Source organism: Exiguobacterium sp. UBA6282, assembly GCF_002440475.1.
In the GTDB taxonomy this organism is placed as follows: Bacteria; Bacillota; Bacilli; order Exiguobacteriales; family Exiguobacteriaceae; genus Exiguobacterium_A.
The window spans coordinates 67,782-90,861 of the sequence record NZ_DJUM01000053.1 but is presented as its reverse complement, the minus strand read 5'-3'; the positions used below and the strand labels follow the sequence as shown (position 1 = coordinate 90,861).

The following is a 23,080-nucleotide window of genomic DNA, read 5'->3' as shown; positions in this document are numbered from 1 at the left end:
ATGAGTAAAAAATATTAGGGGGCCCTTTTTATGTTGCATTTTGATGAAATGATGGACCAAGTAGCAAAAATCAAGGTCATCGGTGTAGGCGGTGGCGGTTCGAACGCCGTCAACCGAATGATTGAACACGGTGTCCAAGGCGTAGAGTTCATCGCTGTAAACACAGACGCTCAGGCATTGAACATGTCACAAGCTGACGTGAAATTACAACTCGGCGCAAAATTGACACGTGGTCTCGGTGCGGGTGCAAATCCGGAAATCGGTAAAAAAGCGGCAGAAGAGAGCCGTGAACAATTAACAGAAATCCTTTCAGGAGCTGACATGGTCTTCGTCACAGCCGGTATGGGTGGCGGAACTGGAACAGGAGCTGCTCCAGTCATCGCTGAGATTTCAAAAGAAATTGGCGCATTGACAGTCGGTGTCGTGACAAAGCCATTCATGTTCGAAGGACGTAAACGGATGCAACATGCTGTTTCTGGTGTCCAGAACTTCAAAGAAAAAGTCGATACGTTGATCGTCATCCCGAATGATAAGTTGCTTGAAATCGTCGATCGGAACACACCGATGCTTGAAGCGTTCAAAGAAGCGGATAACGTCTTACGTCAAGGTGTACAGGGTATCACGGACTTGATTGCCGTTCCTGGTCTAATCAACCTCGACTTCGCCGATGTGAAGACGATCATGACTGAAAAAGGTTCTGCTTTGATGGGTGTAGGTGTCGCAACAGGTGAACATCGCGCGACGGAAGCCGCTAAAAAAGCGATTTCAAGTCCATTGCTTGAAACATCAATCGAAGGCGCGAAAGGTGTTCTAATGAACATCACGGGTAGTGCGAACCTCAGCTTGTATGAAGTAACGGAAGCCGCACAGATCGTTCAAAGTGCAGCAGATGAGGAAGTTAACTTGATCTTCGGTTCGGTCATCAATGATAACCTAGAAGATGAAATCATCGTCACAGTCATCGCGACAGAATTCGAAAACGAACCACTCGACTTCGAAATTCCATCCGCACAAGAGATGATGAAAAACCTATTGAAGAAAAAACAAGCGACTCCACCACCAACAGAGGAGTCTAAACCACAAGTCGAAGAGACGCCTGTCAGCTCAAATCCTGAACCAGCTAAAGCGCCAGATGTCGAAGAAACGATGGACATCCCATCTTTCCTTCGCCGGAATAATCGTTGATCGATGTTCCAGTGACACGACTGCTAAACCAAGAGGTGTCGCGAAAGCGGCGCCTCTTTTTTTAAAATCGAAGGAGGCATCAACATGTTTGGACAATGGATCAAATGGGATACACCAACAGGTACCGTACGTGCCGCCTTTACGACGAAGTTTGCAGCACCACATGGAAACGGTAACTTAGGATTACATGTCAACGATGATCGTGACGGCGTCATCCAGAACCGACAAGTCATTGCTCGACAGCTTGATCTATCTCTTGAGAACTCAATTTGGGCGCAGCAAATCCATGGGAATCACGTTGAACAGGTGACGACACTTGACTCCGGACGCGGCGCTCTGGATTACGAAACAGCGATTCCGGGTACAGATGGATTGGTGACGACTGATTCGAATGTCTTACTGATGATGCTCTTCGCTGATTGTGTTCCGCTTGTCTTCTGTGATCCGACGACAGGAATCATCGCGAATACGCACGCCGGATGGCGGGGGACTGTTGGCAATATCGTTGAAGAGACAGTCAAACAAATGGAGCGTGCAGGTGCGAGTCGCTCATCGATTCAGATGGTCATTGGTCCATCGATTCGTGATTGTTGTTACGAAGTCGATCAACCCGTTATCGATGCGATCGACGCACTTGAACTCGATGAGTCTCCTTACATACGCAAGGAAGATGGAAAAGCGATGTTATCGCTACAAAAAACAAATGCTGCGCTTGCTGAGCGTTGTGGAGTGGGTGATGTCCTTGACTCAGGTCTATGTACACATTGTCAGGCGGAAGATTACTTCTCTTATCGCCACGGCGACCACGGCGGTCGGTTCGCGAGTTTGATCGTAAAGGAGTCATTGGATGTCAATTCTTGAAAATGTACAAGAGGTTACACGACGGATAAAACAAGCGAGTGAAAAGAGTTCATCCAAAAAGCAGGTACAGTTGATTGGCGTGACGAAATCAGTCTCAAGTCAAGTTGCTTCTGAATTATTAGAGGCCGGTGTAACGCATCTTGGAGAAAATCGTCCGGATGGACTGCTCGAAAAACAAGCAGAACTTGGACGTACAGCCTGTACATGGCACTTCATCGGCACGTTACAGACGCGTAAAGTTCGTCAGATCATCGATGCCATTGATGTGCTGCATTCGCTCGATCGTCTTCATTTGGCAGAAGAGATCAATAAACGAACGAACCGAATCATTGATTGTTTCATTCAAGTCAATATCTCGGGAGAAGAATCGAAGCAAGGTATTGCACCGGAGGATGTACCGTCGTTCTTACACGAAATCGGTCAGTATCCCGCGATTCGTGTCATCGGACTGATGACGATGGCACCGTTGACGGAAGACACGACGCGTATACGTGAGGTATTCCGGTCATTAAAAACATTGCAAGAAGAGGTCAAGGCAAAAAAATTGTCGTATGCTCCATGTACAGAGTTATCCATGGGGATGTCATCGGATTTTGAGATTGCCATCGAAGAAGGGGCGACGTTCGTCCGAGTCGGGACGACGCTCGTTCACACCTAAACGATAAGAAGGGAGAATGGATATGGGTTTCAAATCAAAAATGCAAAATCTATTTCTCGGCAACAGCGATGATTTAGATGAACTCGAATATGAAAATGATGCTACAATAAATAAAGGTAGAGGTGCTTCACAACAAGAGTACGAAGAGTATTACGAGGAATCTACCCCAAGTGTTACTCAAAAGGAGGACAGCGTGAGACAATCGAATATCGTGCCGCTACATGCGACGAAAAAAACGAAATCGCAGGTCATCTTGAGTGAACCACGTGTCTTTAACGAAGCCCAAGAGATTGGGGAACATCTTCGTCAGAACCGTGCTGTCATCGTCAATATGCAACGTATGTCAAAAGATCAATCACGACAGATGATCAACTTCTTATCTGGTGTCGTTTTCGCTCTCGATGGAACGATCACGACGATCAGTCAGAATACCCTCCTCTGTGTTCCAAACAATGTCGAGTTGGCTGGTAGCATCTCGAATCTCCTAGGAGAAGATGATATTAATCATAAGGGGTGGTAAGTATGGATTCACAAGTGATGTACGCGATTGGTCGTACATTAAGTACGTTATTACAATATTATAGTTATGTCATGATTGTGTACATTCTGCTATCTTGGTTCCCGAATGCCCGTGATTCGAAATTCGGACAAGTGCTCGCGATGTTGGTCGAGCCATTCCTAGCACCCTTCCGTCGTATTATCCCGCCTATCGGAGGCATGCTAGATATCTCGCCGATTGTTGCCTTTCTCGTCTTGAACTTGGCACAATCCGGTATCCGAGCTATCTTCTTCGTATGAGTGTATATGATCATTATCGTGGAAGCGAGCGGGAATTCGTCGATTCGGTCTTGAACTGGATTGATCACGTGGAAGCGACGTATACGTTTAAATTAACGGATTTTCTAGACCCTCGTGAACAGCAAATTACACAAGAACTCGTCGGTTCGAAATGCGCCCTCTTTTTTGAGGGCGGTTTCGAAGGCGCCGAACGTAAACGAGCAATCCTCGCACCAGACTATTATGAATACAACGCGGATGACTTTGACATTTCCATTTATCGCATTCATTATCCTACTAAATTCGTTGAACTATCTCATCGTCAAGTCACCGGTACATTATTGAACGTCGGATTGAAGCGTGCCAAGTTCGGCGACGTCATCATCCAGGATCAAGTGCAATTTGCTGTCGCGGACGAAGTTGCGACATATATCGAAGCAAACGTCGAACGCGCAGGTAAGACGAAGATTCGTCTTTCGCGCATAGACGCAAAAGATCGCTTGAAAGTGAAGGAACAAGAGTGGGAAGAGACGCTCGGGTTCGTCAGCTCACTTCGGTTCGATACGGTCGTCAGTGAAATTCTCGGCTTCTCCCGTCAAAAGGCACAGACGCTCATTAAACAGGGTGAAAGTAAAGTGAATTATAAGGTAGTCGATGACGTGAGTTTCATGCTTGAAGAAGGGGATCTGCTTTCCTTACGTGGAACGGGACGCGTTAAACTGATTGCGATTCTCGGATCAACGAAACGGGATCGAATCAAACTACAATACGGTATTTTAAAAGGATAAAAAAATGCGGAGGAGGAATTCATCATGCCATTAACGCCACTCGATATTCATAATAAGGAGTTCACACGAAAGTTTCGCGGCTATGACGAGGATGAAGTGAACGAATTCCTAGATCAGGTCATCAAGGATTTTGAGTTGTTGTTACGTGAGAACCGTCAACAACAGGAAGTCATCCAAAACATGCAAGCGCGTGTCGATTACTTTAGTTCGATGGAAGAAACATTGAATAAATCGATTATTGTCGCACAGGAAGCGGCAGAAGAAGTGAAAGCGAATGCTTCAAAAGAAGCAAGCTTGATCTTGAAACAGGCAGAACGCGAAGCAGAGCAATTGCAAGATGCGGCACAACGCCGGGCACAACGGACGGACTTCGAAGTGGAACAGATGCGTAAGAAAATCGAGCTCTATCGAAATCGCTTCAAAGTGTTGATCGATGCTCAAATGGAATTATTGACGAGCCACGACTGGGATGCATTTGATTTCTCTTCTCGTGGAGCGCTTGACGATGTTCCAGCAGTTGCGTATAATGACGACGATGTCGTATAAATAAAATCAATGATAAGGACACGTCGAATCTTGGACAGTTGACAGCGAATCGGGAAATGGTGGAAGCCCGAGCAACGAAAGAGATGGGATATCCCCTTAGAGTGTATGACTGAACGTTCTCCGAACAGTAAGTCATGCCGGTTCACTCCCGTTAGCGAGTTCTTAAGCGGTCCTGCGTCGTCGAACAGACGAGCAGGATTAGTAGGGTGGTACCGCGAGTTCAGCCAAGCTCGTCCCTATCTCAGGGATGAGCTTGGCTTTTTTTGTACTTTTAAAGCGAAAGGTGAGAGATGGTCAGATGGATTACAAAGAAACCTTATTGATGATGAAAACGGAGTTTTTAATGCGAGGCAACTTGCCAAAACGTGAGCCGGATATGCAAGCACGATGGGAAGAGATGAATCTCTATGCTGCGGTCCAAGAAAAGAATGCTGGAAAACCGACGTTCATCCTTCACGATGGTCCTCCTTATGCGAACGGTGACATCCACATGGGTCACGGATTAAACAAAGTCTTAAAAGACATCATCGTCCGTTACAAATCGATGAATGGCTTCCAGTCCCCTTACGTACCAGGTTGGGACACACATGGCTTGCCTATCGAGACAGCACTTCAAAAAGCAGGTGTTGACCGCAAATCGATGACGGTCGCGGAATTCCGTGAGTTATGTGCGAAATATGCGCTCGAACAAGTCGATCACCAACGTGATCAATTCAAACGTCTCGGTGTTCTCGGTGACTATGACAATCCATATATCACGCTTCAACCAGAATTTGAAGCAGCTCAAATTCGTTTGTTCGGGGATATGGCGAACAAAGGCTATATCTATAAAGGGAAAAAGCCGGTCTATTGGTCACCGTCTTCTGAATCAGCACTAGCTGAAGCAGAAATCGAATATCAAGACAAACGGTCAGCTGCGATCTATGTCGCATTCCAAGTCATGGATGGAAAAAACATCCTTGAGCCGACGGATCATTTCGTCATCTGGACGACCACTCCATGGACGATCCCAGCGAACCTTGGAATCTCTGTCAGTGCGGAATTGACGTATGCGCGGATCGAGTATCAAGGAAAAGGATATATCGTAGCGGAAACACTTGTTCCAGAAGTCATCGAAGCGCTCGGATGGGAAGACGCGACAATTGGACGTGTCTTCAACGGTGCGGACTTCGAGTACGTGAAAGCGAAACATCCGCTTTATGACCGTGAATCACTCGTCATGCTCGGCGACCACGTTACAGCTGAAGCGACGGGTGTCGTTCATACAGCTCCAGGACACGGGGAAGATGACTTCCGTATTGGTCAAGCATACGGGCTTGACGTTCTCTGCCCAGTTGACGATAAAGGTGTCATGACGGCAGAAGCTCCTGGATTCGAAGGCATGTTCTATGAAGATGCGAACAAAGAAATCGGTCTCGCACTCGAAGAAGCAGGCGCTCTCTTAAAACTGTCATTCATCAAACACTCGTATCCACACGACTGGCGGACGAAAAAACCGGTCATCTTCCGGGCAACGCCACAGTGGTTCGCTTCAATCAAAGACTTCCGTGCGGAAATCCTTGATGAGATCAAAGGCGTCCAGTGGGTACCAGAGTGGGGTGAAACACGTCTCCACAACATGTTCAAAGACCGCGGCGACTGGGTCATCTCCCGTCAACGTGCTTGGGGCGTTCCACTTCCAATCTTCTACGCTGAAGATGGAACGGAAATCGTCACACCAGAAACGATTGATCATATCGCGAATCTATTTGCAACTCACGGATCAAATGTCTGGTATGAGCGCGAAGCAGTCGACTTGCTTCCTGAAGGATTCACACATCCAGCAAGTCCGAACGGTATCTTCAAAAAAGAAACGGACATCATGGATGTCTGGTTCGATTCTGGTTCATCACATGCCGGTGTCCTTGCGACACGTCCTGAATTGACACGTCCAGCGGATCTCTATCTTGAAGGTTCTGACCAATACCGCGGTTGGTTTAACTCGTCGCTATCGACAGCCGTCGCAACGACTGGGAAAGCACCATACAAAGCGGTCGTCAGTCACGGATTCGTTCTGGATGGTCAAGGTCGCAAGATGTCGAAATCGATTGGTAACACGATTGCACCAATCCAAGTCATGCAACAATTCGGAGCAGAGATCCTTCGTTTGTGGGTGGCATCTGTCGATTATCAAGCTGATGTTCGGGCATCGATGGATAACTTCAAACAAGTCTCAGAATCATATCGTAAAATCCGGAACACGGTTCGTTTCCTTCTCGGAAACTTGGATCAATTCGATCCTGCGACGCACCGAGTCGCATTTGAAGACTTACCAGAGTCAGACCGTTTCATGCGTACGAAACTGGACCAACTTGTTGGAAAAGTAAAAGCGGCTTATGATGCGTACGACTTCATGTCGGTCTATCAATTGCTCCACAACTTCTGTGTCCTTGATTTGTCGTCGTTCTACCTCGATTACACGAAAGATATCCTGTATATCGAAAAAGCAGACGCGACATCGCGTCGTGCGGTTCAGACGGTCATGTATGATACAGTCGTCGCCTTGTTGCAATTGATGGCACCTATCTTGCCACACACGGCAGACGAAGCATGGGAATTCGTACCAGCTGTTGAGACGAAGAGTATCTTCTTGACGGACCTTCCGGAAACGGTCGAAGTCTCAGAAGAAGGACTTGCTCTCATCGAGAAATGGAACGCGTTCCTGACATTCCGTGATGATGTCTTAAAAGCACTCGAGGAAGCACGCGTCGAGAAACTCGTCGGTAAGACACTCGAAGCAAAACTCTTGCTTGCACCGAAGGAAGAAACAAAAGCATTGCTTAAAACGATTGATCATCTTGAGCAGTTGCTCCAAGTCTCACAACTCGAATTCGTGGATACAACGGATAAGATGTATGAGACGACTGGTATTACAGTTCAAAAAGCTGACGGTGAAAAATGTGAACGTTGTTGGACATATTCGACAGAACTCGGACAAGATCCGGCTCATCCGACGCTTTGCCCACGTTGTACTGAAGTCGTCAATTCTTTATAATGATACAAAGGGAGGGGCGACTGCGACTTCGCAGGACGTCCCTCATTATTTTTGGATGCGGAGGACAATAGGATGTGGCTTTACTTAGGGATTGCTGCTTTACTCGTTGGAATCGACCAGTTGACGAAATGGATCGTCGTTCAAAATATGACGATCGGTCAAGCGATCACAGTCATTCCGGATTTCTTTTATCTCAACTCGTATCGGAACCGTGGCGCCGCATGGGGAATGCTCGAAGGTAAATTCGGTTTCTTCTTCTTCGTCACGATTATCGTCGTCATTGGATTGATTTACTTCCTCTACAAGGAAGGCACGAAAAATAAGGTATTTGCTTGGAGTATCTCGCTACTACTTAGTGGTGCGATCGGAAATTTCATTGATCGAATGGTTCGAGGAGAAGTCGTTGATTTCTTCCACTTCTTCCCGTTCGGCTATAATTTCCCGATCTTTAATGTCGCAGACGTCTGTTTGACGTTTGGTGTCATCACGATGCTGATTAGCGTCATGTTCGAAGAACGGTTGACTAAGAAAGGAACGATGGATAAATGAATGAAGTAGAAACATGGTCCGTACAAGCGGATGGAGCGACAGGGCGCATTGATAAGTGGCTCGCAGAACAAAATGAATGGTCGCGTTCGCAAGTACAGGAATGGTTAAAAGCGGGACGCGTCGAAGTCGATGGTCGTGTCGTTAAACCAAACTATAAATTATCGGGAACAGAATCGATTGCCGTTCATATCCCGGAAGCGGTAGAACTTGAGATTTTACCAGAAGATATCCCGCTTGAGGTCGTCTACGAGGACTCAGATGTCATTGTCGTCAACAAACCAAAAGGAATGGTCGTCCACCCAGCGGCAGGTCATGTCTCAGGGACCCTCGTCAATGCCTTGTTACATCATTGTCAAGATCTCTCGGGCATTAATGGTGTCAAACGTCCAGGAATCGTTCACCGAATCGATAAGGACACGTCTGGTCTGTTGATGGTTGCTAAGAACGACTTAGCGCATGAATCACTCGCGCATCAGTTGAAAGAGAAAACGACGGAACGTCTCTACATTGCGCTCGTACACGGTGAGATTCCGCACGAGCTCGGAACGATTGAAGCACCGATCGGACGCGATAAGAACGATCGTCAACGGATGACGGTAACGGATAAGAATTCAAAATCTGCCGTAACCCATTTCCGTGTTCTCGATCGGTACGAAGGGTTTACAGTCGTTGAATGTAAACTCGAAACAGGGCGGACACACCAAATCCGTGTCCACATGCGTTATATCGGTTTCCCGCTTGCCGGTGACCCGAAATATGGTCCACGTAAGACGATGAAAATGAATGGTCAAGCCTTGCATGCTGCGGTTCTCGGCTTCGAACATCCACGGACAGGCGAATGGATGCGTTTTGAAGCACCGCTCCCAGAAGAGATGACATTCGAGATTGGTCAACTGAAAAAACTTGAATTAGAGTCTTGACGTTTTTCTAATAAAACGGTAGAGTATCACCTAGAGAGCGATGCGAGACATCCTCTACTGACACTTCGGTCGTCCGAGCGACGATCCTACCAAACTAGTATCACCTTTAATCGAGTCCGGAGAGGCTGCGAAAGGGAGAACCTACCACAAACGTGCGTAGGCATGCATACAAGACGTATGCCATGATTCTGTCTTCGATGACCTTCTGCGGATTTCCGCAGAAGGTCTTTTGTATGAAAGGAGAAACTATGAAACCAGCCGTCATCTTAGATGAAGCCGCGATTGGACGCGCACTGACACGGATCGCCCATGAAATCATCGAACGTAACAAAGGTATTGCTGATTTAATGATCGTCGGAATCAAGACGCGTGGCGAGACACTCGCGCGCCGCCTTGCGAAGCGGATCGAACAGATCGAAGGAAAGCCGGTCTTACTCGGTGTCGTCGACATCTCAATGTACCGAGATGACTTGTCAAAGCGAAGTTTAGAGCCAGAAATAAAAGGATCTGATCTACCGGAAGACATCACCGGAAAAATCGTCGTCCTCGTTGACGACGTGCTCTACACAGGACGCACCGTCCGCGCCGCGATGGACGCACTCGTCGACCACGGAAGACCGAGTATGATTCAACTCGCTGTCCTCGTCGATCGTGGGCATCGAGAGTTACCGATCCGTCCAGATTTCATCGGCAAGAACGTTCCGACGTCACGTGACGAGCAAGTCGTCGTCGCGCTCGCTGAAGTCGACGAAGCCGATCAAGTATTCATTAAACGCTAAAAATCAAAACCTTTAAGGTGGTCCAGAGAGACCAGAAAGGGAGTCATCCATATGGCAAAACATGCCGCAGTACTTGATGTACAAGAAGTACCTACTCACCCTCTAAATTGGCTGATGCTCAGCCTACAACACGTCTTCGCGATGTTTGGTGCGACCGTGCTCGTCCCACTCTTAACGGGACTCAACACATCGGTTGCACTCGTCGCAAGCGGAGTCGGCACACTGATTTTCCTCGCCGTCACTCGCTTCAAAGTACCCACATATCTTGGTTCTAGTTTTGCCTACATCGCCCCGATCATCGCCGTCAGTGAACGGTGGGGTGTCGAGGACGCCTTAATCGGCGGAATGGTCGCTGGACTCGTCTACGGACTTGTCTCACTTCTCATCCGTTACACGGGGGCTGCTTGGTTGCTTCGCTTGCTCCCGCCTGTTGTCATCGGTCCGGTCATCATGGTTATCGGGTTATCGCTTGCCCCGACCGCTGTCAACATGGCGATGAACGGAGCGGACGGTAAGTACAACGGACTTTACTTACTCGTCGCGATGGTCACGCTCGGTGTCACACTTCTCGCAATGACGTATTTAAAAGGAATGTGGAGCACGATTCCGATCCTGTTCGGAATCACGGTCGGTTATCTCGTTGCGGCATCGGTCGGAATCATTGACTTCAAACCACTTCAACAGGCAACGTTCTTCCACGTGCCGGACTTCACGATTCCGTTCTTGAATTACACACCATCATGGAATACAGCTGCCTTGCTTCTGATCGTTCCCGTGACGCTCGTCACACTGACGGAGCACATCGGCGAACAAAAAGTGACATCACGGATCATTGGGCGCGAGACGCTCCTTGATCCAGGGATGCACCGGACAGTACTTGGCGACGGAATCGCGAAGACAGTCGCTTCGATGCTTGGTGGACCACCGGTTACGACGTACGGTGAGAACAACGGCGTCATGTCGATCACACGGGTCTACAGTGTCTTCGTCCTAGGTGGGGCAGCGGTTCTTGCTATCAGCTTCGGATTCCTCGGATATGTCGAAGGATTCATCAAGACGATTCCTACACCAGTCATGGGTGGCATCAGTATTCTCTTATTCGGAGTCATCGCGTCAAACGGTCTCCGGACACTGACGGAAAGTAAGATCGACCTTGCTGATAAACGGAACTTGACGATCACAGCTGTCATTCTTGTCACGGGAATCGGAGGGGCCGCCTTGAAAATCGGGAACTTCTCCCTCGAAGGTATGGCACTGGCGACGATCCTTGGGATCATCCTGAATCTGATCCTTCCGAAAACGACGGAACAGGTCGAAGAAACAGTTGAAACAACGGAAAACTCTACAACTCAATCTGTAGCGAACAACTTTTAAGACGTTCCGAGAGAACGATAAAGTGAAGGCCATGAAAAGGTGCAGGGACTCCTCTGTCTTCTTTCGGCGCACCTTCACTTAGAAGGTGCGCCTTTTTCATGACCTGAAGGAGTGAAATACATGAAAACGATCTTGCAAACCCGACATTTCGTCAATTTAGAAAGCTTATCCATAACGGAGATCAATTCGTTGATTGAACGTAGTCTCGCTTTTAAACAAGGCGAACCGGCACCAGACTTTTCCGACAAGACACTCGTCAATCTGTTTTTTGAAAACTCGACGCGGACACGCTCTTCCTTTGAAATGGCAGAGCATCGTTTGAACATGCATCTACTGCCGTTTGAAACAGCGACGTCATCCGTGCAAAAAGGGGAGACGTTACACGATACGTGCAAAACACTCGAAGCGATTGGCGCCGATGGATTGGTCATTCGTCACGGTGACACCGGTTATTATGAAGAATTGATGCAGACACTCGATATTCCGATCATCAATGCAGGAGACGGGAGCGGACAGCATCCATCGCAGTCCTTGCTTGATTTGATGACAATGGTCGAGACGTTTGGAACGATTGTAGGAAAAGTAGTCGTCATCTGTGGGGATTTACAACATAGTCGTGTCGCTCGGTCGAATGCCGATATCTTAAAACGACTTGGCGCCATCGTCTATGGATCAGGGCCACGCGAATGGTATGACGAAGCGATGGGAATACCGTATCTTTCAATGGACGAAGCAGTTGAACAGTGTGACATCTTGATGTTGCTTCGAGTCCAGCACGAACGGCATGACGGAACGACACGGTTTGATCCAGATGTCTATCACGTCACACATGGATTGACGCATGAGCGGATGAATCGACTGAAACCTTCAGCGATCGTCCTACATCCGGCACCGGTCAATCGCGGAGTCGAGATTGCCGACGAACTCGTCGAACACCCGCAATCGCGGATTTTTGAACAGATGAAAAATGGTGTCTTTGCGCGAATGGCGATTCTGGAATGGTGCTTTTCGATGAAAACAATCAAAGGAGACGATGCAGATGACAACACGAATTGAAAATGCGAGATGGTACGAGGCTGGACAAGTTCGAACAGGGGATATTCGAATCGAAGCTGGAAAAATCACGGACTTAGCAGCAATACCGCAAGTTGGGGAAACGGTCATCGATGCTTCCGGATTATTCGTTGCACCAGGATTCGTCGACATCCATGTCCACCTGCGGGAACCGGGCGGCGAACATAAGGAGACAATTGCGACAGGTACGGCAGCTGCGGCAGCTGGTGGATTTACGACGATTTGTCCGATGCCGAATACGCGTCCCGTACCGGACGATCGTCAAACACTTGATGCATTGTTCCAAAAGATTGAAGAGACGGCATCTGTCCGGGTTTTGCCTTACGCGGCGATTTCAAAAAATCAACTCGGACAAGAACTCGTCGCGTTCGATCAATTAACGGATGCCGTGGCATTCACGGATGATGGTGTCGGGGTCCAGACGGCAGCCGTCATGCGAACGGCAATGCAACAAGCAGCACGGCTCGGGAAGACGATTGTTGCCCACTGCGAAGATGATTCGTTAAAAGCAGGATGTGTGCACGAAGGAAACTACAGTCGACGGGAAGGGTTGCAAGGTATTCCATCGCTTGCTGAGAGTATCCACATCGCACGTGATGTCCTGATTGCAGAAGAAACCGGCTGTCATTATCACGTCTGTCATGTCTCGACGAAAGAATCCGTTCGCGTCATTCGTGACGCCAAACGAGCAGGGATCCGAGTGACAGCAGAAGTCACACCGCACCATCTTGTATTGATCGATGAAGACATATCGAATCAGGATCCGAACTTTAAAATGAATCCACCACTGCGGAGTGAGGCAGATCGCCAAGCATTGCTCGAAGGATTAGCAGACGGAACGATTGATTGCATCGCAACGGATCACGCTCCTCATGCAGCAGAAGAGAAGGCACTCGGTATCGAACGCGCCCCGTTTGGCATCACAGGATTCGAGACAGCATTCCCGCTCCTCTATACGAAGCTTGTCGCTGAAGGCAAGATGACACTTGAGACACTGATTCGGAATTTGACGGACAAGGCAGCAGCGATTTTTGAATTACCTTACGGCAAACTCGAAGTGGGGGCAGAAGCAGACTTAGTCCTGCTTGATCTAGAGACGGAGCGGACGGTTTCACCGGAACGGTTCCGTTCAAAAGGTAAGAACACACCGTTCGCAGGAGAACGGTTAAAAGGATTCCCGGTCATGACGCTCGTCAAGGGAGAAATCGTATTCAAGGAGGACATAGCACATGCGTAAACGGACACTGGTGTTAGAGGATGGTATGACGTTTGAAGGAACGGCGTTTGGATCGGACACGACAACAACAGGAGAGGTCGTCTTCCAAACCGGAATGACTGGTTATCAAGAGATGCTATCGGATCCATCTTACTGTGATCAGATGATCGTGCTGACGAATCCGTTGATCGGCAATTACGGAGTCAATCGAGAAGACTATGAAACGACGCGTCCACTCGCTAAAGCATTGATTGTCCGCGAACATTGCCAAACACCGTCGAACTTCCGCAGTGAGATGTCGCTCGATGCGGCTCTTCGAGATCTTGATATTCCAGGATTAAGTGGAATCGATACGCGACAGTTAACACGACATATCCGCTCGAAAGGCGTCATGCGCGGCCGACTCGTTGATGGAGAGTTCGACCTAGAAGAGGAATTAAGCCACCTGCAAGATGCACCAATCGAGACGGATCAAGTCAAACGTGCTTCAACGGAACGGGCGTATATCATCCCAGGAGCTGGACCACGAATCGTTCTCGTCGACTTCGGAGCGAAGCTCGGAATCGTCCGCGAACTTGTCAAACGCGGCTGTGAAGTTGTCGTCGTACCATACGACGTGAGCGCAACGGAAGTCTTACGCTATCGTCCAGACGGTGTGATGCTGTCGAACGGACCAGGGAACCCAAAGGATGTCCCGACAGCGATTCCGCTGATTCAAGAATTGACAGGGAAAGTCGTCATCTTCGGAATTTGTCTTGGGCACCAGTTGATTGCACTAGCACATGGCGCGGATACGTTCAAACTGCCATTCGGTCACCGGGGTGCGAATCATCCCGTCCAAGATATCCGGACAGGTCGCGTCGACATCACGTCGCAAAACCATGGATATGCCGTCGATGAACAATCATTGCAACATACAGTGCTTGAAGTAACACATCTCGCAATCAACGATGGAACGGTCGAAGGCATCCGTCATACGTCAGCATCTGTCTTCTCCGTCCAGTATCATCCGGAAGCATCACCCGGTCCAATGGATGCGAACGGTCTATTCCAACAGTTTTTAGAAGAAATCACGAAACAACAGGAGGTCTCTCATGCCTAAACGTCAAGATATCCAGAAGATTCTCGTTATCGGGTCCGGTCCAATCGTAATCGGACAAGCCGCTGAATTCGACTACGCAGGAACACAAGCGTGTCAAGCCTTAAAGGAAGAAGGATATGAAGTCATCCTCGTCAACTCGAATCCAGCGACAATCATGACAGATCCAACAGTTGCTGATCGTGTCTACATCGAGCCTCTTCAAGCAGAGTTCGTTTCGCGGATCATCCGGAAGGAACGACCAGACGCCTTACTTGCGACACTTGGCGGTCAGACGGGTCTGAACTTGGCTGTTGAACTAGATCGTCTTGGTGTCCTAGCTGAATACAATGTCGAGTTGCTCGGAACGAAATTATCAGCAATCGAAGAGGCAGAAGATCGTGATTTGTTCCGTCAACTGATGTTTAGACGCGGACATGGCGTACCGGATAGTGAAATCGTGCATTCGCTCGAAGAAGCACAACAATTCCGACAACAGATTGGTCTACCAATCATCATCCGTCCAGCATATACACTCGGAGGAACGGGTGGTGGAATCGCCCATACACCGGAAGAGTTCACGCGAATCGTCGAAGGGGGACTCAAGGCAAGTCCGGCAACACAAGTACTCCTTGAAAAATCAATTGCTGGGATGAAAGAGGTCGAATTTGAAGTCATGCGTGATGCAACAAACCAAGCCATCATCGTCTGTNNATCGCTGGCATGAAAGAAGTCGAGTATGAAGTGATGCGCGATTCGAGCGACCAAGCGATCATCGTCTGTGCGATGGAAAACTTCGATCCGGTCGGTGTTCATACCGGAGACTCGATCGTCTTTGCTCCGACGCAAACGTTATCGGATCGCGATTATCAACTGCTACGTAACGTCTCGCTCGATATCATTCGCGCACTCGGTATCGAAGGTGGATGTAACATCCAGTTCGCGCTGGATCCGACGAGCTTTGACTACTATGTCATCGAAGTCAATCCACGTGTTTCCCGCTCGTCCGCACTTGCTTCAAAAGCGACCGGTTATCCGATCGCAAAACTTGCTGCAAAGATTGCCGTCGGGTATGCCTTATCTGAATTAAAGAACCCGATCACCGAGACGAGCTTTGCTTCGTTCGAACCGGCACTCGATTATGTTGTCGCCAAAATTCCGCGCTGGCCGTTCGATAAATTCGAAACGGCAGATCGGACGCTCGGGACACAGATGAAGGCGACCGGTGAGGTTATGGCAATGGGGCGGACGATGGAAGAGGCATTACTGAAAGCCGTTCGTTCGCTTGAAATCGGTACAGCGGATTTGTACATGCCACGCTTCATCGAAATGGCAGATGATGCTTTGCAACAAGCGATTCGCCAGGCGACAGATGATCGACTTTTCGCCTTATACGCTGGTTTTGTCCGCGGCTATAGCGTCGAACAGATTCATGCTTGGACGGCAATTGATCGCTTATTCCTCGAAAAGCTACAGCATATTTGGCAACTTGAGCAATCGGTCGCTACCGGTTTGACACCTGAACTGCTACTTCATGTGAAGCGGTATGGATTCAGTGACCCAATGCTCGCCCGGATCACAGGACAAACGGAAACAGAGATTCGCCGGATGCGTGAAGCGCAAGCGATTCATCCAGTGTATAAAATGGTCGATACGTGTGCGGCAGAGTTCGCTTCTGATACACCGTACTACTATGGAACATACGAACGTGAAAATGAGGCAATCGCGACGAATCGTTCTTCGATCCTCGTCTTAGGATCGGGTCCGATCCGGATTGGTCAAGGAGTCGAGTTCGACTATGCGACAGTCCATTCGATTCAAGCGATTCGTCAAGCTGGCTATGAAGCAATTATCGTCAACAACAATCCGGAAACCGTGTCGACCGACTTCTCGATTTCCGATCGACTCTACTTTGAACCATTAACGACGGAGGATGTCCTCGAAGTCATCCGAAATGAACGTCCGCTCGGTGTCATCGTCCAGTTCGGTGGCCAGACAGCAATCAACTTAGCTGAGTCATTAGCAGCAGAAGGTGTAAAAATCCTCGGGACATCGCTTAAGGATTTAGACCGGGCAGAGGACCGAAAACAGTTCGAAGCAGCGTTGACGGCGCTCGACATTCCACAGCCACCAGGTAAAACGGCCGTCACGGTCGAAGAAGCGGTCACGGCAGCAGCGGCACTCGGTTACCCGGTCCTCGTTCGTCCATCGTATGTCCTCGGCGGTCGGGCAATGGAAATCGTCTATGCACAAGAAGAACTGGAACATTACATGAAACACGCGGTCATCGCCTCACCGGAACGACCGGTCCTCGTCGACCGTTACCTGACAGGAATCGAACTCGAAGTCGACGCGATCTGTGATGGAACAGATGTCGTCATTCCAGGCATCATGGAGCATATCGAACGTGCCGGTGTTCACTCAGGTGACTCGATTGGAGTTTATCCGCCACAACGTGTCTCCCAAGACATCAAGGACCGGATCGTCGACTACACGACACGAATCGCCAAAGCATTCGGCATCAAAGGATTGCTCAACATCCAGTTCGTCTATGCGGACGGCGCACTCTATGTTCTTGAAGTCAATCCGCGTGCCAGCCGGACGGTGCCATTCATCTCGAAAGTGACGGGACTTCCGGTCGCGCGGCTCGCGACGGACATCATTCTCGGTGAAACGCTCGCTTCTTACGGGTTAACAAGTGGTGTCCTACCGGAAGAATCGCTCGTCTCGGTCAAAGTACCGGTCTTCTCGTTTGCGAAGCTTAAAGAAGTCGACCCGACGCTCGGACCGGAAATGAAATCGACCGGAGAAGTCATCGGAACAGATCGAACACTTGAAAAAGCACTCTACAAAGGATTGCTTGCTTCAGGGATGGCGATTCCAGAACACGGTCGTGTTCTCTTGACGGTCGCAGACCCAGACAAAGCAGAAATGACGGATCTCGCACGACGCTTTGCCTCACTTGGATTCACGTTGCTTGCGACGGAAGGAACGGCAGCGTACTTGACGGAGCAAGGGTTACCGGTTCAGACGGTCGGTAAAATCGACTCGTCTTCCGAATCGATGCTCGACGTGATTGAAAAAGGGGAGATCGAGTATGTCATCAATACGATGAGTCGCGACTCACAAGTCACGAAAGACGGCTTCATCATTCGCCGGGCAGCAGCGGAGAATCAAGTCGTTTGTCTAACATCACTCGATACGGCGGAAGCGATTCTACGCGTCATCGAGAGTCGCTCGTTCGAAGCGAGTGCGATTCAAGCCTTCACACACGAAAAGAAAGTGGTGATCCAATGAAGCAACTCTTGACGGTCGTCTCTCGACGAACGGTAGCTCAAGGCGCGACAGAACTCGTCTGTCGCCTCGAGCAACCGCAGGACATTGCGCCGGGGCGATTCATGCATCTACGCGTCGGTCCACTCTTACGCCGACCGATCTCGATTGCTCGGGTCGATCGTGATCTGATTACGTTTCTCTTTAAAGAAATCGGGCAAGGGACAGCAGAACTAGCTTCCTTGCGTCCCGACGACAAAATCGATGCCCTCGGACCACTCGGAAACGGTTTTCCGATCGACGCCATCAACCGAGATCAACGGGTCGTTCTCGTTGGTGGAGGGATTGGGGTACCACCACTGTATGAGACGATGCGCCAACTTGTCGCGCGTGGTGTGACGTGTGAAGCGATTCTAGGATTTGATACGGCAACGAGTGTCTTTTACGAAGCGGAATTCCAAGCGCTTGGTAAGACGACGGTCACGACGGTTGATGGAACGCATGGAATGAAAGGGTTCGTTACGGTTGCCTTACATCCGGAAAGCTATGATGTGTTACTCGCTTGCGGACCAGAGCCGATGTTGCGGTCACTCCAGCAACAACCGATTGAGCATAAGTATCTCTCCATCGAAAATCGAATGGGGTGTGGCATCGGTGCTTGTTTTGCCTGTGTCTGTAAAACACCAACAGGCGGGTACGTCAAGACTTGTTCCGATGGTCCAGTCTTTCGGGCAGAGGAGGTCGTATTATGATGGAACGATTACGTGTCGAGTTGCCGGGACTTTCCTTGAAAAACCCGATCATGCCGGCATCTGGATGTTTTGGATTCGGTGAGGAATACGCGAAGTTATATGATCTATCAGAGCTTGGGGCAATCATGATCAAAGCAGCGACGGGCGAAGAACGTTACGGAAATCCGACGCCGCGTGTCGCGGAGAGTGGAATGGGGATGTTGAATGCAATCGGTCTCCAAAATCCGGGTGTCGATGGTATCTTAACGAAAAAACTACCGTTCCTTGAGACGTTTGATACAGCAATCATTGCGAATGTCGCCGGATCGACACCAGAAGAGTATGAGCTTGTCGCAGAAAAAATGAGCCGTCACCCTGGCATTCATGCATTGGAATTAAATATCTCCTGTCCGAACGTCAAATCAGGTGGAATCCAGTTCGGAACGGATCCGTTGCTTGCCGCTGAATTAACGCGTCGAGTCAAACAGGTCTCGACCAAACCGGTTTACGTTAAGCTTTCACCGAATGTCACTTCAATCGTCGAGATGGCACGTGCCGTCGAAGCAGCAGGTGCAGACGGGCTGACGATGATCAACACACTCGTTGGGATGCGAATCGATGTCCGAACGGGACAGCCAATCCTTGCCAACCGGATTGGTGGATTATCCGGTCCATCCATCAAGCCAGTCGCGATTCGGATGATTCATGATGTCGCACAAGCTGTCTCGATTCCTATTATCGGGATGGGTGGCGTGATGGAAGTCGATGACGTCTTAGAAATGATATACGCTGGGGCTTCCGCTGTTGCCGTCGGTACCGCAAACTTCGTCAATCCATACATCTGTCAAGAATTAATCCAGCAGTTACCGGATCGCATGGATGAACTCGGCATCGACCATATTTTAGACATCAGGGGGAAAGCATATGAATCAACTTTACATCGCGCTTGATTTTCCGACCGAAGCAGAAGCGTTTTCGTTCCTCGAACAGTTCGAAGAGACACGACCAGCCGTAAAAGTTGGGATGGAATTATTTTATGCTGCAGGGGGATCGTTCGTCCAAAAACTCGTCGAGCGTGGGCACGCTGTATTCCTCGATGTCAAAGTCCATGACATTCCAGAGACGGCGCGCCGGACGATGCGCATCATCGGGCAATTAGGTGTTGAATTGACGAACGTCCATGTTGCCGGTGGGAAAGAGATGATGATCGCAGCGCGAGAAGGACTTCGTGAAACGAATGCTAAGACACAACTAATCGGCGTGACGCAGTTGACATCGACGGATGAAGCGATGTTACGCGACTTAAAGGTTGAAGGAGCGATGCCAGCAGTCGTTCGTGAGTATGCGCAACTGGCAGAAGCAGCCGGACTAGATGGTATCGTCTGTTCGGCGCTCGATCTTCCTGAACTAATCGAAGTTTGCCGAACGGACTTCCGTTTTGTCACACCAGGTATTCGTCCTTCTAGTAATGAAGCAGATGATCAAAAGCGAGTCGCGACCGTTCTTGGTGCGCGTCGAAATGGAGCGACGGATTTAGTAATTGGTCGCCCGATTACACGTGCCAAACAACCAGAACAGGTCTATCAGGCGTTACTCGAAGAATGGAAGGGGCAATTATCATGTTAAATCCAATTGCAAATGTATTACTCCGTATCAAAGCCGTCACGTTATCTCCAAACGATCCGTATACGTGGGCGAGTGGGCTACGTTCTCCGATCTATTGCGATAATCGGTTGACACTTTCGTATCCAAAAGTCCGCTCTTTGATTGCCGATGCCCTCGCTGAGAAAGTGAAGGATTTAGGAATCGAAGTCGTTGCCGGAACAGCGACAGCAGGTATTCCTCACGCGGCATTCGTCGCGGAACGATTAGGGTTACCGATGGTCTACGTGCGTAGTGGCAGTAAGAAACACGGGAAAGGTAATCAAATCGAAGGTGTTATTCAACCAGGCCAACGCGTCGTCGTCATCGAAGACTTATTATCAACGGGGATGTCTGCGATCGAGGCAGCGGAAGCACTCCAAGCAAAGGGAGCGAACGTCATTCGGATTCAAGCGATTTTCTCTTACGGGATGGAACGCTTGAAGAACAATCTCCGAGACGCGAAGATTGACGCGGATGCATTACTGACGTTCGAAGCGTTACTCGAAACGGCACAACAACAAGGGGATATCACGGTAGAAGAACAGGAACAATTGGCAGATTGGTCGAAGGACCCAGTTGCTTGGAGCGAACGTTTTACCGCAAACGTGTAAAAACAGATAGATTCCGTCGGACGACCTACGATTTCTAGTGCATGATTTGGTACACTATAGAAATAAAGGAGGTCGTCGACTATGGTGACGCATTATCGTGATTATGAACAATTCAAAATGGTCGTCCTCCCGTTTCTGCTTGAACGTCCAGATACGCATCAGTTGATTCTAGGTATATTAGAACGTGGGGATGAACCGCTCTTGATGGCAACGGCACAAGAAGGCGATCATCGTCTCGTCATATTGCAAACGATACCGGAGCAAGTCATCGTCGCAGGGAATATGTTCTCGCAAGAAGGGATTCGAAAGCTTGCGCGAATTCTGGATAGTCCAGGATTCGTCGGAGAACAGGCCATCTTAGCGCCGCTTTTACTCCCACATTCCATGTATGAGGTACATATGGAACAAGGGATGTATGCATTGACGAAGGTCGAGATGCCACATGTTCCGGAGAACGTCGTCTTCCGACCGGTTTCGAACGATGAAGGACAACAAGCCTTAGAATTTGCGTCCGGATTTTTATATGAGGTCGAAACGCGTCCATCTGATCGACAGCTTACGCAACTCCATCAGTCAATGACGCGACACATTCAGCAAGGAAGCTTGTTCGGATTGTTTAGCGGAAATACGCTCGTCGCGATGGCGGCAGCGACACGTCCCACGCAAACTGGGATTACGATTTCTTACGTCTATACGCCGAAAAAACTACGTGGGAATGGATATGCTTCTTATCTTGTCGCAAAACTATCTGAACACCTCCTACAGTCTTATCCGGTCGTGACGCTCTATACCGATTGGTCGAACCAGACAGCGAATAAAATCTATCAGCATGTCGGTTTCGAGTTAGTCGGACGATCCTTACATATCAAAAAACAAGAACGCTACCGGTGAACATGGCTGATGCTTTTTCAGTCAACGTTCAGGAATTAAAAAATAGAGTACGACAGCAGCCGACCGTCCTATTATCTAAGGACAGTCGGCTGTTTTGTGCCGCGGCAAGTATTAGTTAAATTTAGCGATGATTTTACCACGGACGTGACGTTCAGATAGACGTTGTAATCCTTTGACGATGTCCGCTGCTGGAATCTCCTCTGTGACGAGTGGATCGAGTTCTTTCGTTGCGACGAGTTGTAATAATTCACTTGCCATATGACCAAGGTTTCGGATCGCGCGGTCATCTTCGCTTGCATAAGCAGCCGCAAGTGCTACTTCATGGATCGAAGGGGAGAGCGTGAACGGCTTGACGACCGATTGATCAGGACCGCCGGCGATGAAGGCGAGTTGACCCGAGAAGGCAAGACGTCCGAGATCTGCTGTTGCTTCATTTCGACCGACCGTATTGAAAATCAAGTCAGCGCCGCGATCATTCGTCCAATCGCGAATGACCTCGGTTACATTTTCTTTTTTGTAGTCGATGGCAAGATCGGCACCGAGTCGCTTGACCCACTCATGGTTTTCCGTCGAAGCAGTCGTCGCGACCTTAAGACCAAATCGTTTCGCGAGTTGAATGCCGATGCCACCCACACCACCTGCACCAGCATGGATGAGAATCGTCTCTTTACCTGTCGTATTCATCTTTTGGACGATCGCTTCATAAGCTGTCATGCCTGCGCAAAGAATCGCAGCGGCTTCAGCGAATGAGACGTCTTCTGGAATCGGGGCAAGAGCACGTGTATCAACAAGTACGTATTCAGCAAAAGCACCATCGCGTTGCAGGTTCGTATGAATCGCTACACGATCGCCGATTTTCACTTCTGCGCCGGGTCCGATTTGTTCGACGACACCCGCTAGGTCAACGCCCGGAATATGCGGGAACGTCCAAGCTGGATTTTTGATTGCCTTATAGTCGACGGGATTCAGTGCGACCGTCTTGACGCGAATCAAGGCTTGTCCTTCTCCTGGCGTCGGTGTCTTGACCTCTTCGAATGTCCATTGATCAATGGCTGTACCTGAGTGGTTTAACCATGCTTTCATGTTTAATA

General features: G+C 49.2%; 21 protein-coding genes and 1 pseudogene. 21 read left to right on the top strand and 1 reads right to left on the bottom strand.

Features of this window, described 5'->3' with window-relative positions; translation table 11 throughout:
- The first annotated feature begins 30 nt into the window (after nucleotides 1-30).
- The 21 genes and pseudogenes from ftsZ to B2751_RS13465 all read left to right on the top strand — a co-directional run bounded on the left by ftsZ (nucleotide 31) and on the right by B2751_RS13465 (nucleotide 21,989).
- Nucleotides 31-1,185, top strand: a complete 1,155-nt coding sequence (gene ftsZ / locus B2751_RS13565) for a cell division protein FtsZ (RefSeq protein WP_029342137.1) — start codon at nucleotides 31-33, stop codon at nucleotides 1,183-1,185.
- An 84-nt stretch (nucleotides 1,186-1,269) separates the two neighbouring features.
- The gene (gene pgeF / locus B2751_RS13560; protein ID WP_056062337.1) at nucleotides 1,270-2,046 is read left to right on the top strand and encodes a peptidoglycan editing factor PgeF; all 777 of its coding nucleotides are present in this window, start codon (nucleotides 1,270-1,272) and stop codon (nucleotides 2,044-2,046) included.
- Nucleotides 2,033-2,704 carry a YggS family pyridoxal phosphate-dependent enzyme gene (locus tag B2751_RS13555; RefSeq protein ID WP_035406814.1) on the top strand — a complete coding sequence of 224 codons (672 nt, stop codon included), beginning with the start codon at nucleotides 2,033-2,035 and terminating at the stop codon, nucleotides 2,702-2,704. The genes pgeF and B2751_RS13555 overlap by 14 nt, the downstream gene beginning before the upstream one ends.
- 22 nt (nucleotides 2,705-2,726) lie before the next feature.
- Nucleotides 2,727-3,224 (top strand): cell division protein SepF, encoded by a 498-nt coding sequence (locus tag B2751_RS13550; protein WP_035406816.1) that lies wholly within the window; start codon nucleotides 2,727-2,729, stop codon nucleotides 3,222-3,224.
- A 2-nt stretch (nucleotides 3,225-3,226) separates the two neighbouring features.
- Nucleotides 3,227-3,502 carry a YggT family protein gene (locus tag B2751_RS13545; protein ID WP_035406819.1) on the top strand — a complete coding sequence of 92 codons (276 nt, stop codon included), beginning with the start codon at nucleotides 3,227-3,229 and terminating at the stop codon, nucleotides 3,500-3,502.
- Nucleotides 3,499-4,269, top strand: coding sequence for an RNA-binding protein (locus tag B2751_RS13540; protein WP_290775290.1), 771 nt, complete (start codon nucleotides 3,499-3,501; stop codon nucleotides 4,267-4,269). The genes B2751_RS13545 and B2751_RS13540 overlap by 4 nt, the downstream gene beginning before the upstream one ends.
- Nucleotides 4,270-4,293: 24 nt before the next feature.
- Complete coding sequence (locus B2751_RS13535) at nucleotides 4,294-4,815, top strand: DivIVA domain-containing protein (RefSeq protein ID WP_023468794.1); 522 nt, start codon at nucleotides 4,294-4,296, stop codon at nucleotides 4,813-4,815.
- Between the two features lie 298 nt (nucleotides 4,816-5,113).
- On the top strand, nucleotides 5,114-7,849 hold the full coding sequence (gene ileS / locus B2751_RS13530) for an isoleucine--tRNA ligase (protein WP_290775287.1): 2,736 nt from the start codon (nucleotides 5,114-5,116) through the stop codon (nucleotides 7,847-7,849).
- Between the two features lie 72 nt (nucleotides 7,850-7,921).
- Nucleotides 7,922-8,398, top strand: a complete 477-nt coding sequence (lspA, locus tag B2751_RS13525; protein ID WP_056062334.1) for a signal peptidase II — start codon at nucleotides 7,922-7,924, stop codon at nucleotides 8,396-8,398.
- Nucleotides 8,395-9,318 (top strand): RluA family pseudouridine synthase, encoded by a 924-nt coding sequence (locus tag B2751_RS13520; RefSeq protein ID WP_053453841.1) that lies wholly within the window; start codon nucleotides 8,395-8,397, stop codon nucleotides 9,316-9,318. The genes lspA and B2751_RS13520 overlap by 4 nt, the downstream gene beginning before the upstream one ends.
- A 248-nt stretch (nucleotides 9,319-9,566) precedes the next feature.
- Nucleotides 9,567-10,097, top strand: a complete 531-nt coding sequence (gene pyrR / locus B2751_RS13515) for a bifunctional pyr operon transcriptional regulator/uracil phosphoribosyltransferase PyrR (RefSeq protein WP_035409506.1) — start codon at nucleotides 9,567-9,569, stop codon at nucleotides 10,095-10,097.
- 51 nt (nucleotides 10,098-10,148) lie between these two features.
- Complete coding sequence (locus B2751_RS13510) at nucleotides 10,149-11,471, top strand: uracil-xanthine permease family protein (protein ID WP_290775283.1); 1,323 nt, start codon at nucleotides 10,149-10,151, stop codon at nucleotides 11,469-11,471.
- Between the two features lie 120 nt (nucleotides 11,472-11,591).
- Complete coding sequence (locus tag B2751_RS13505; protein ID WP_290775280.1) at nucleotides 11,592-12,527, top strand: aspartate carbamoyltransferase catalytic subunit; 936 nt, start codon at nucleotides 11,592-11,594, stop codon at nucleotides 12,525-12,527.
- A complete protein-coding gene (locus B2751_RS13500; RefSeq protein WP_056062328.1) occupies nucleotides 12,511-13,782 on the top strand; it encodes a dihydroorotase in 1,272 nt (423 codons plus the stop codon). Before B2751_RS13505 ends, B2751_RS13500 begins: the two co-directional genes overlap by 17 nt.
- Nucleotides 13,775-14,863, top strand: a complete 1,089-nt coding sequence (locus B2751_RS13495) for a carbamoyl phosphate synthase small subunit (RefSeq protein ID WP_056062324.1) — start codon at nucleotides 13,775-13,777, stop codon at nucleotides 14,861-14,863. Before B2751_RS13500 ends, B2751_RS13495 begins: the two co-directional genes overlap by 8 nt.
- A pseudogene (carB, locus tag B2751_RS13490) lies at nucleotides 14,856-18,136 on the top strand (carbamoyl-phosphate synthase large subunit). The gene B2751_RS13495 and the pseudogene carB overlap by 8 nt, the downstream one beginning before the upstream one ends.
- Entirely contained in the window at nucleotides 18,133-18,864 is a 732-nt protein-coding gene (locus B2751_RS13485) for an NAD-dependent dihydroorotate dehydrogenase B electron transfer subunit (protein ID WP_290775278.1), read from the top strand. Before carB ends, B2751_RS13485 begins: the two are co-directional and overlap by 4 nt.
- Complete coding sequence (locus B2751_RS13480; protein ID WP_056062795.1) at nucleotides 18,864-19,793, top strand: dihydroorotate dehydrogenase; 930 nt, start codon at nucleotides 18,864-18,866, stop codon at nucleotides 19,791-19,793. Before B2751_RS13485 ends, B2751_RS13480 begins: the two co-directional genes overlap by 1 nt.
- Nucleotides 19,768-20,469 carry an orotidine-5'-phosphate decarboxylase gene (gene pyrF / locus B2751_RS13475; RefSeq protein WP_290751502.1) on the top strand — a complete coding sequence of 234 codons (702 nt, stop codon included), beginning with the start codon at nucleotides 19,768-19,770 and terminating at the stop codon, nucleotides 20,467-20,469. Before B2751_RS13480 ends, pyrF begins: the two co-directional genes overlap by 26 nt.
- On the top strand, nucleotides 20,463-21,098 hold the full coding sequence (pyrE, locus tag B2751_RS13470) for an orotate phosphoribosyltransferase (RefSeq protein ID WP_290775276.1): 636 nt from the start codon (nucleotides 20,463-20,465) through the stop codon (nucleotides 21,096-21,098). Before pyrF ends, pyrE begins: the two co-directional genes overlap by 7 nt.
- An 81-nt stretch (nucleotides 21,099-21,179) precedes the next feature.
- Nucleotides 21,180-21,989 (top strand): GNAT family N-acetyltransferase, encoded by an 810-nt coding sequence (locus B2751_RS13465; RefSeq protein ID WP_290775274.1) that lies wholly within the window; start codon nucleotides 21,180-21,182, stop codon nucleotides 21,987-21,989.
- A gap of 111 nt (nucleotides 21,990-22,100) precedes the next feature.
- Here the strand turns inward: B2751_RS13465 and B2751_RS13460 are convergent, their stop codons facing one another.
- A complete protein-coding gene (locus tag B2751_RS13460; protein ID WP_290775272.1) occupies nucleotides 22,101-23,072 on the bottom strand; it encodes a zinc-binding dehydrogenase in 972 nt (323 codons plus the stop codon).
- Nucleotides 23,073-23,080 lie beyond the last annotated feature (8 nt).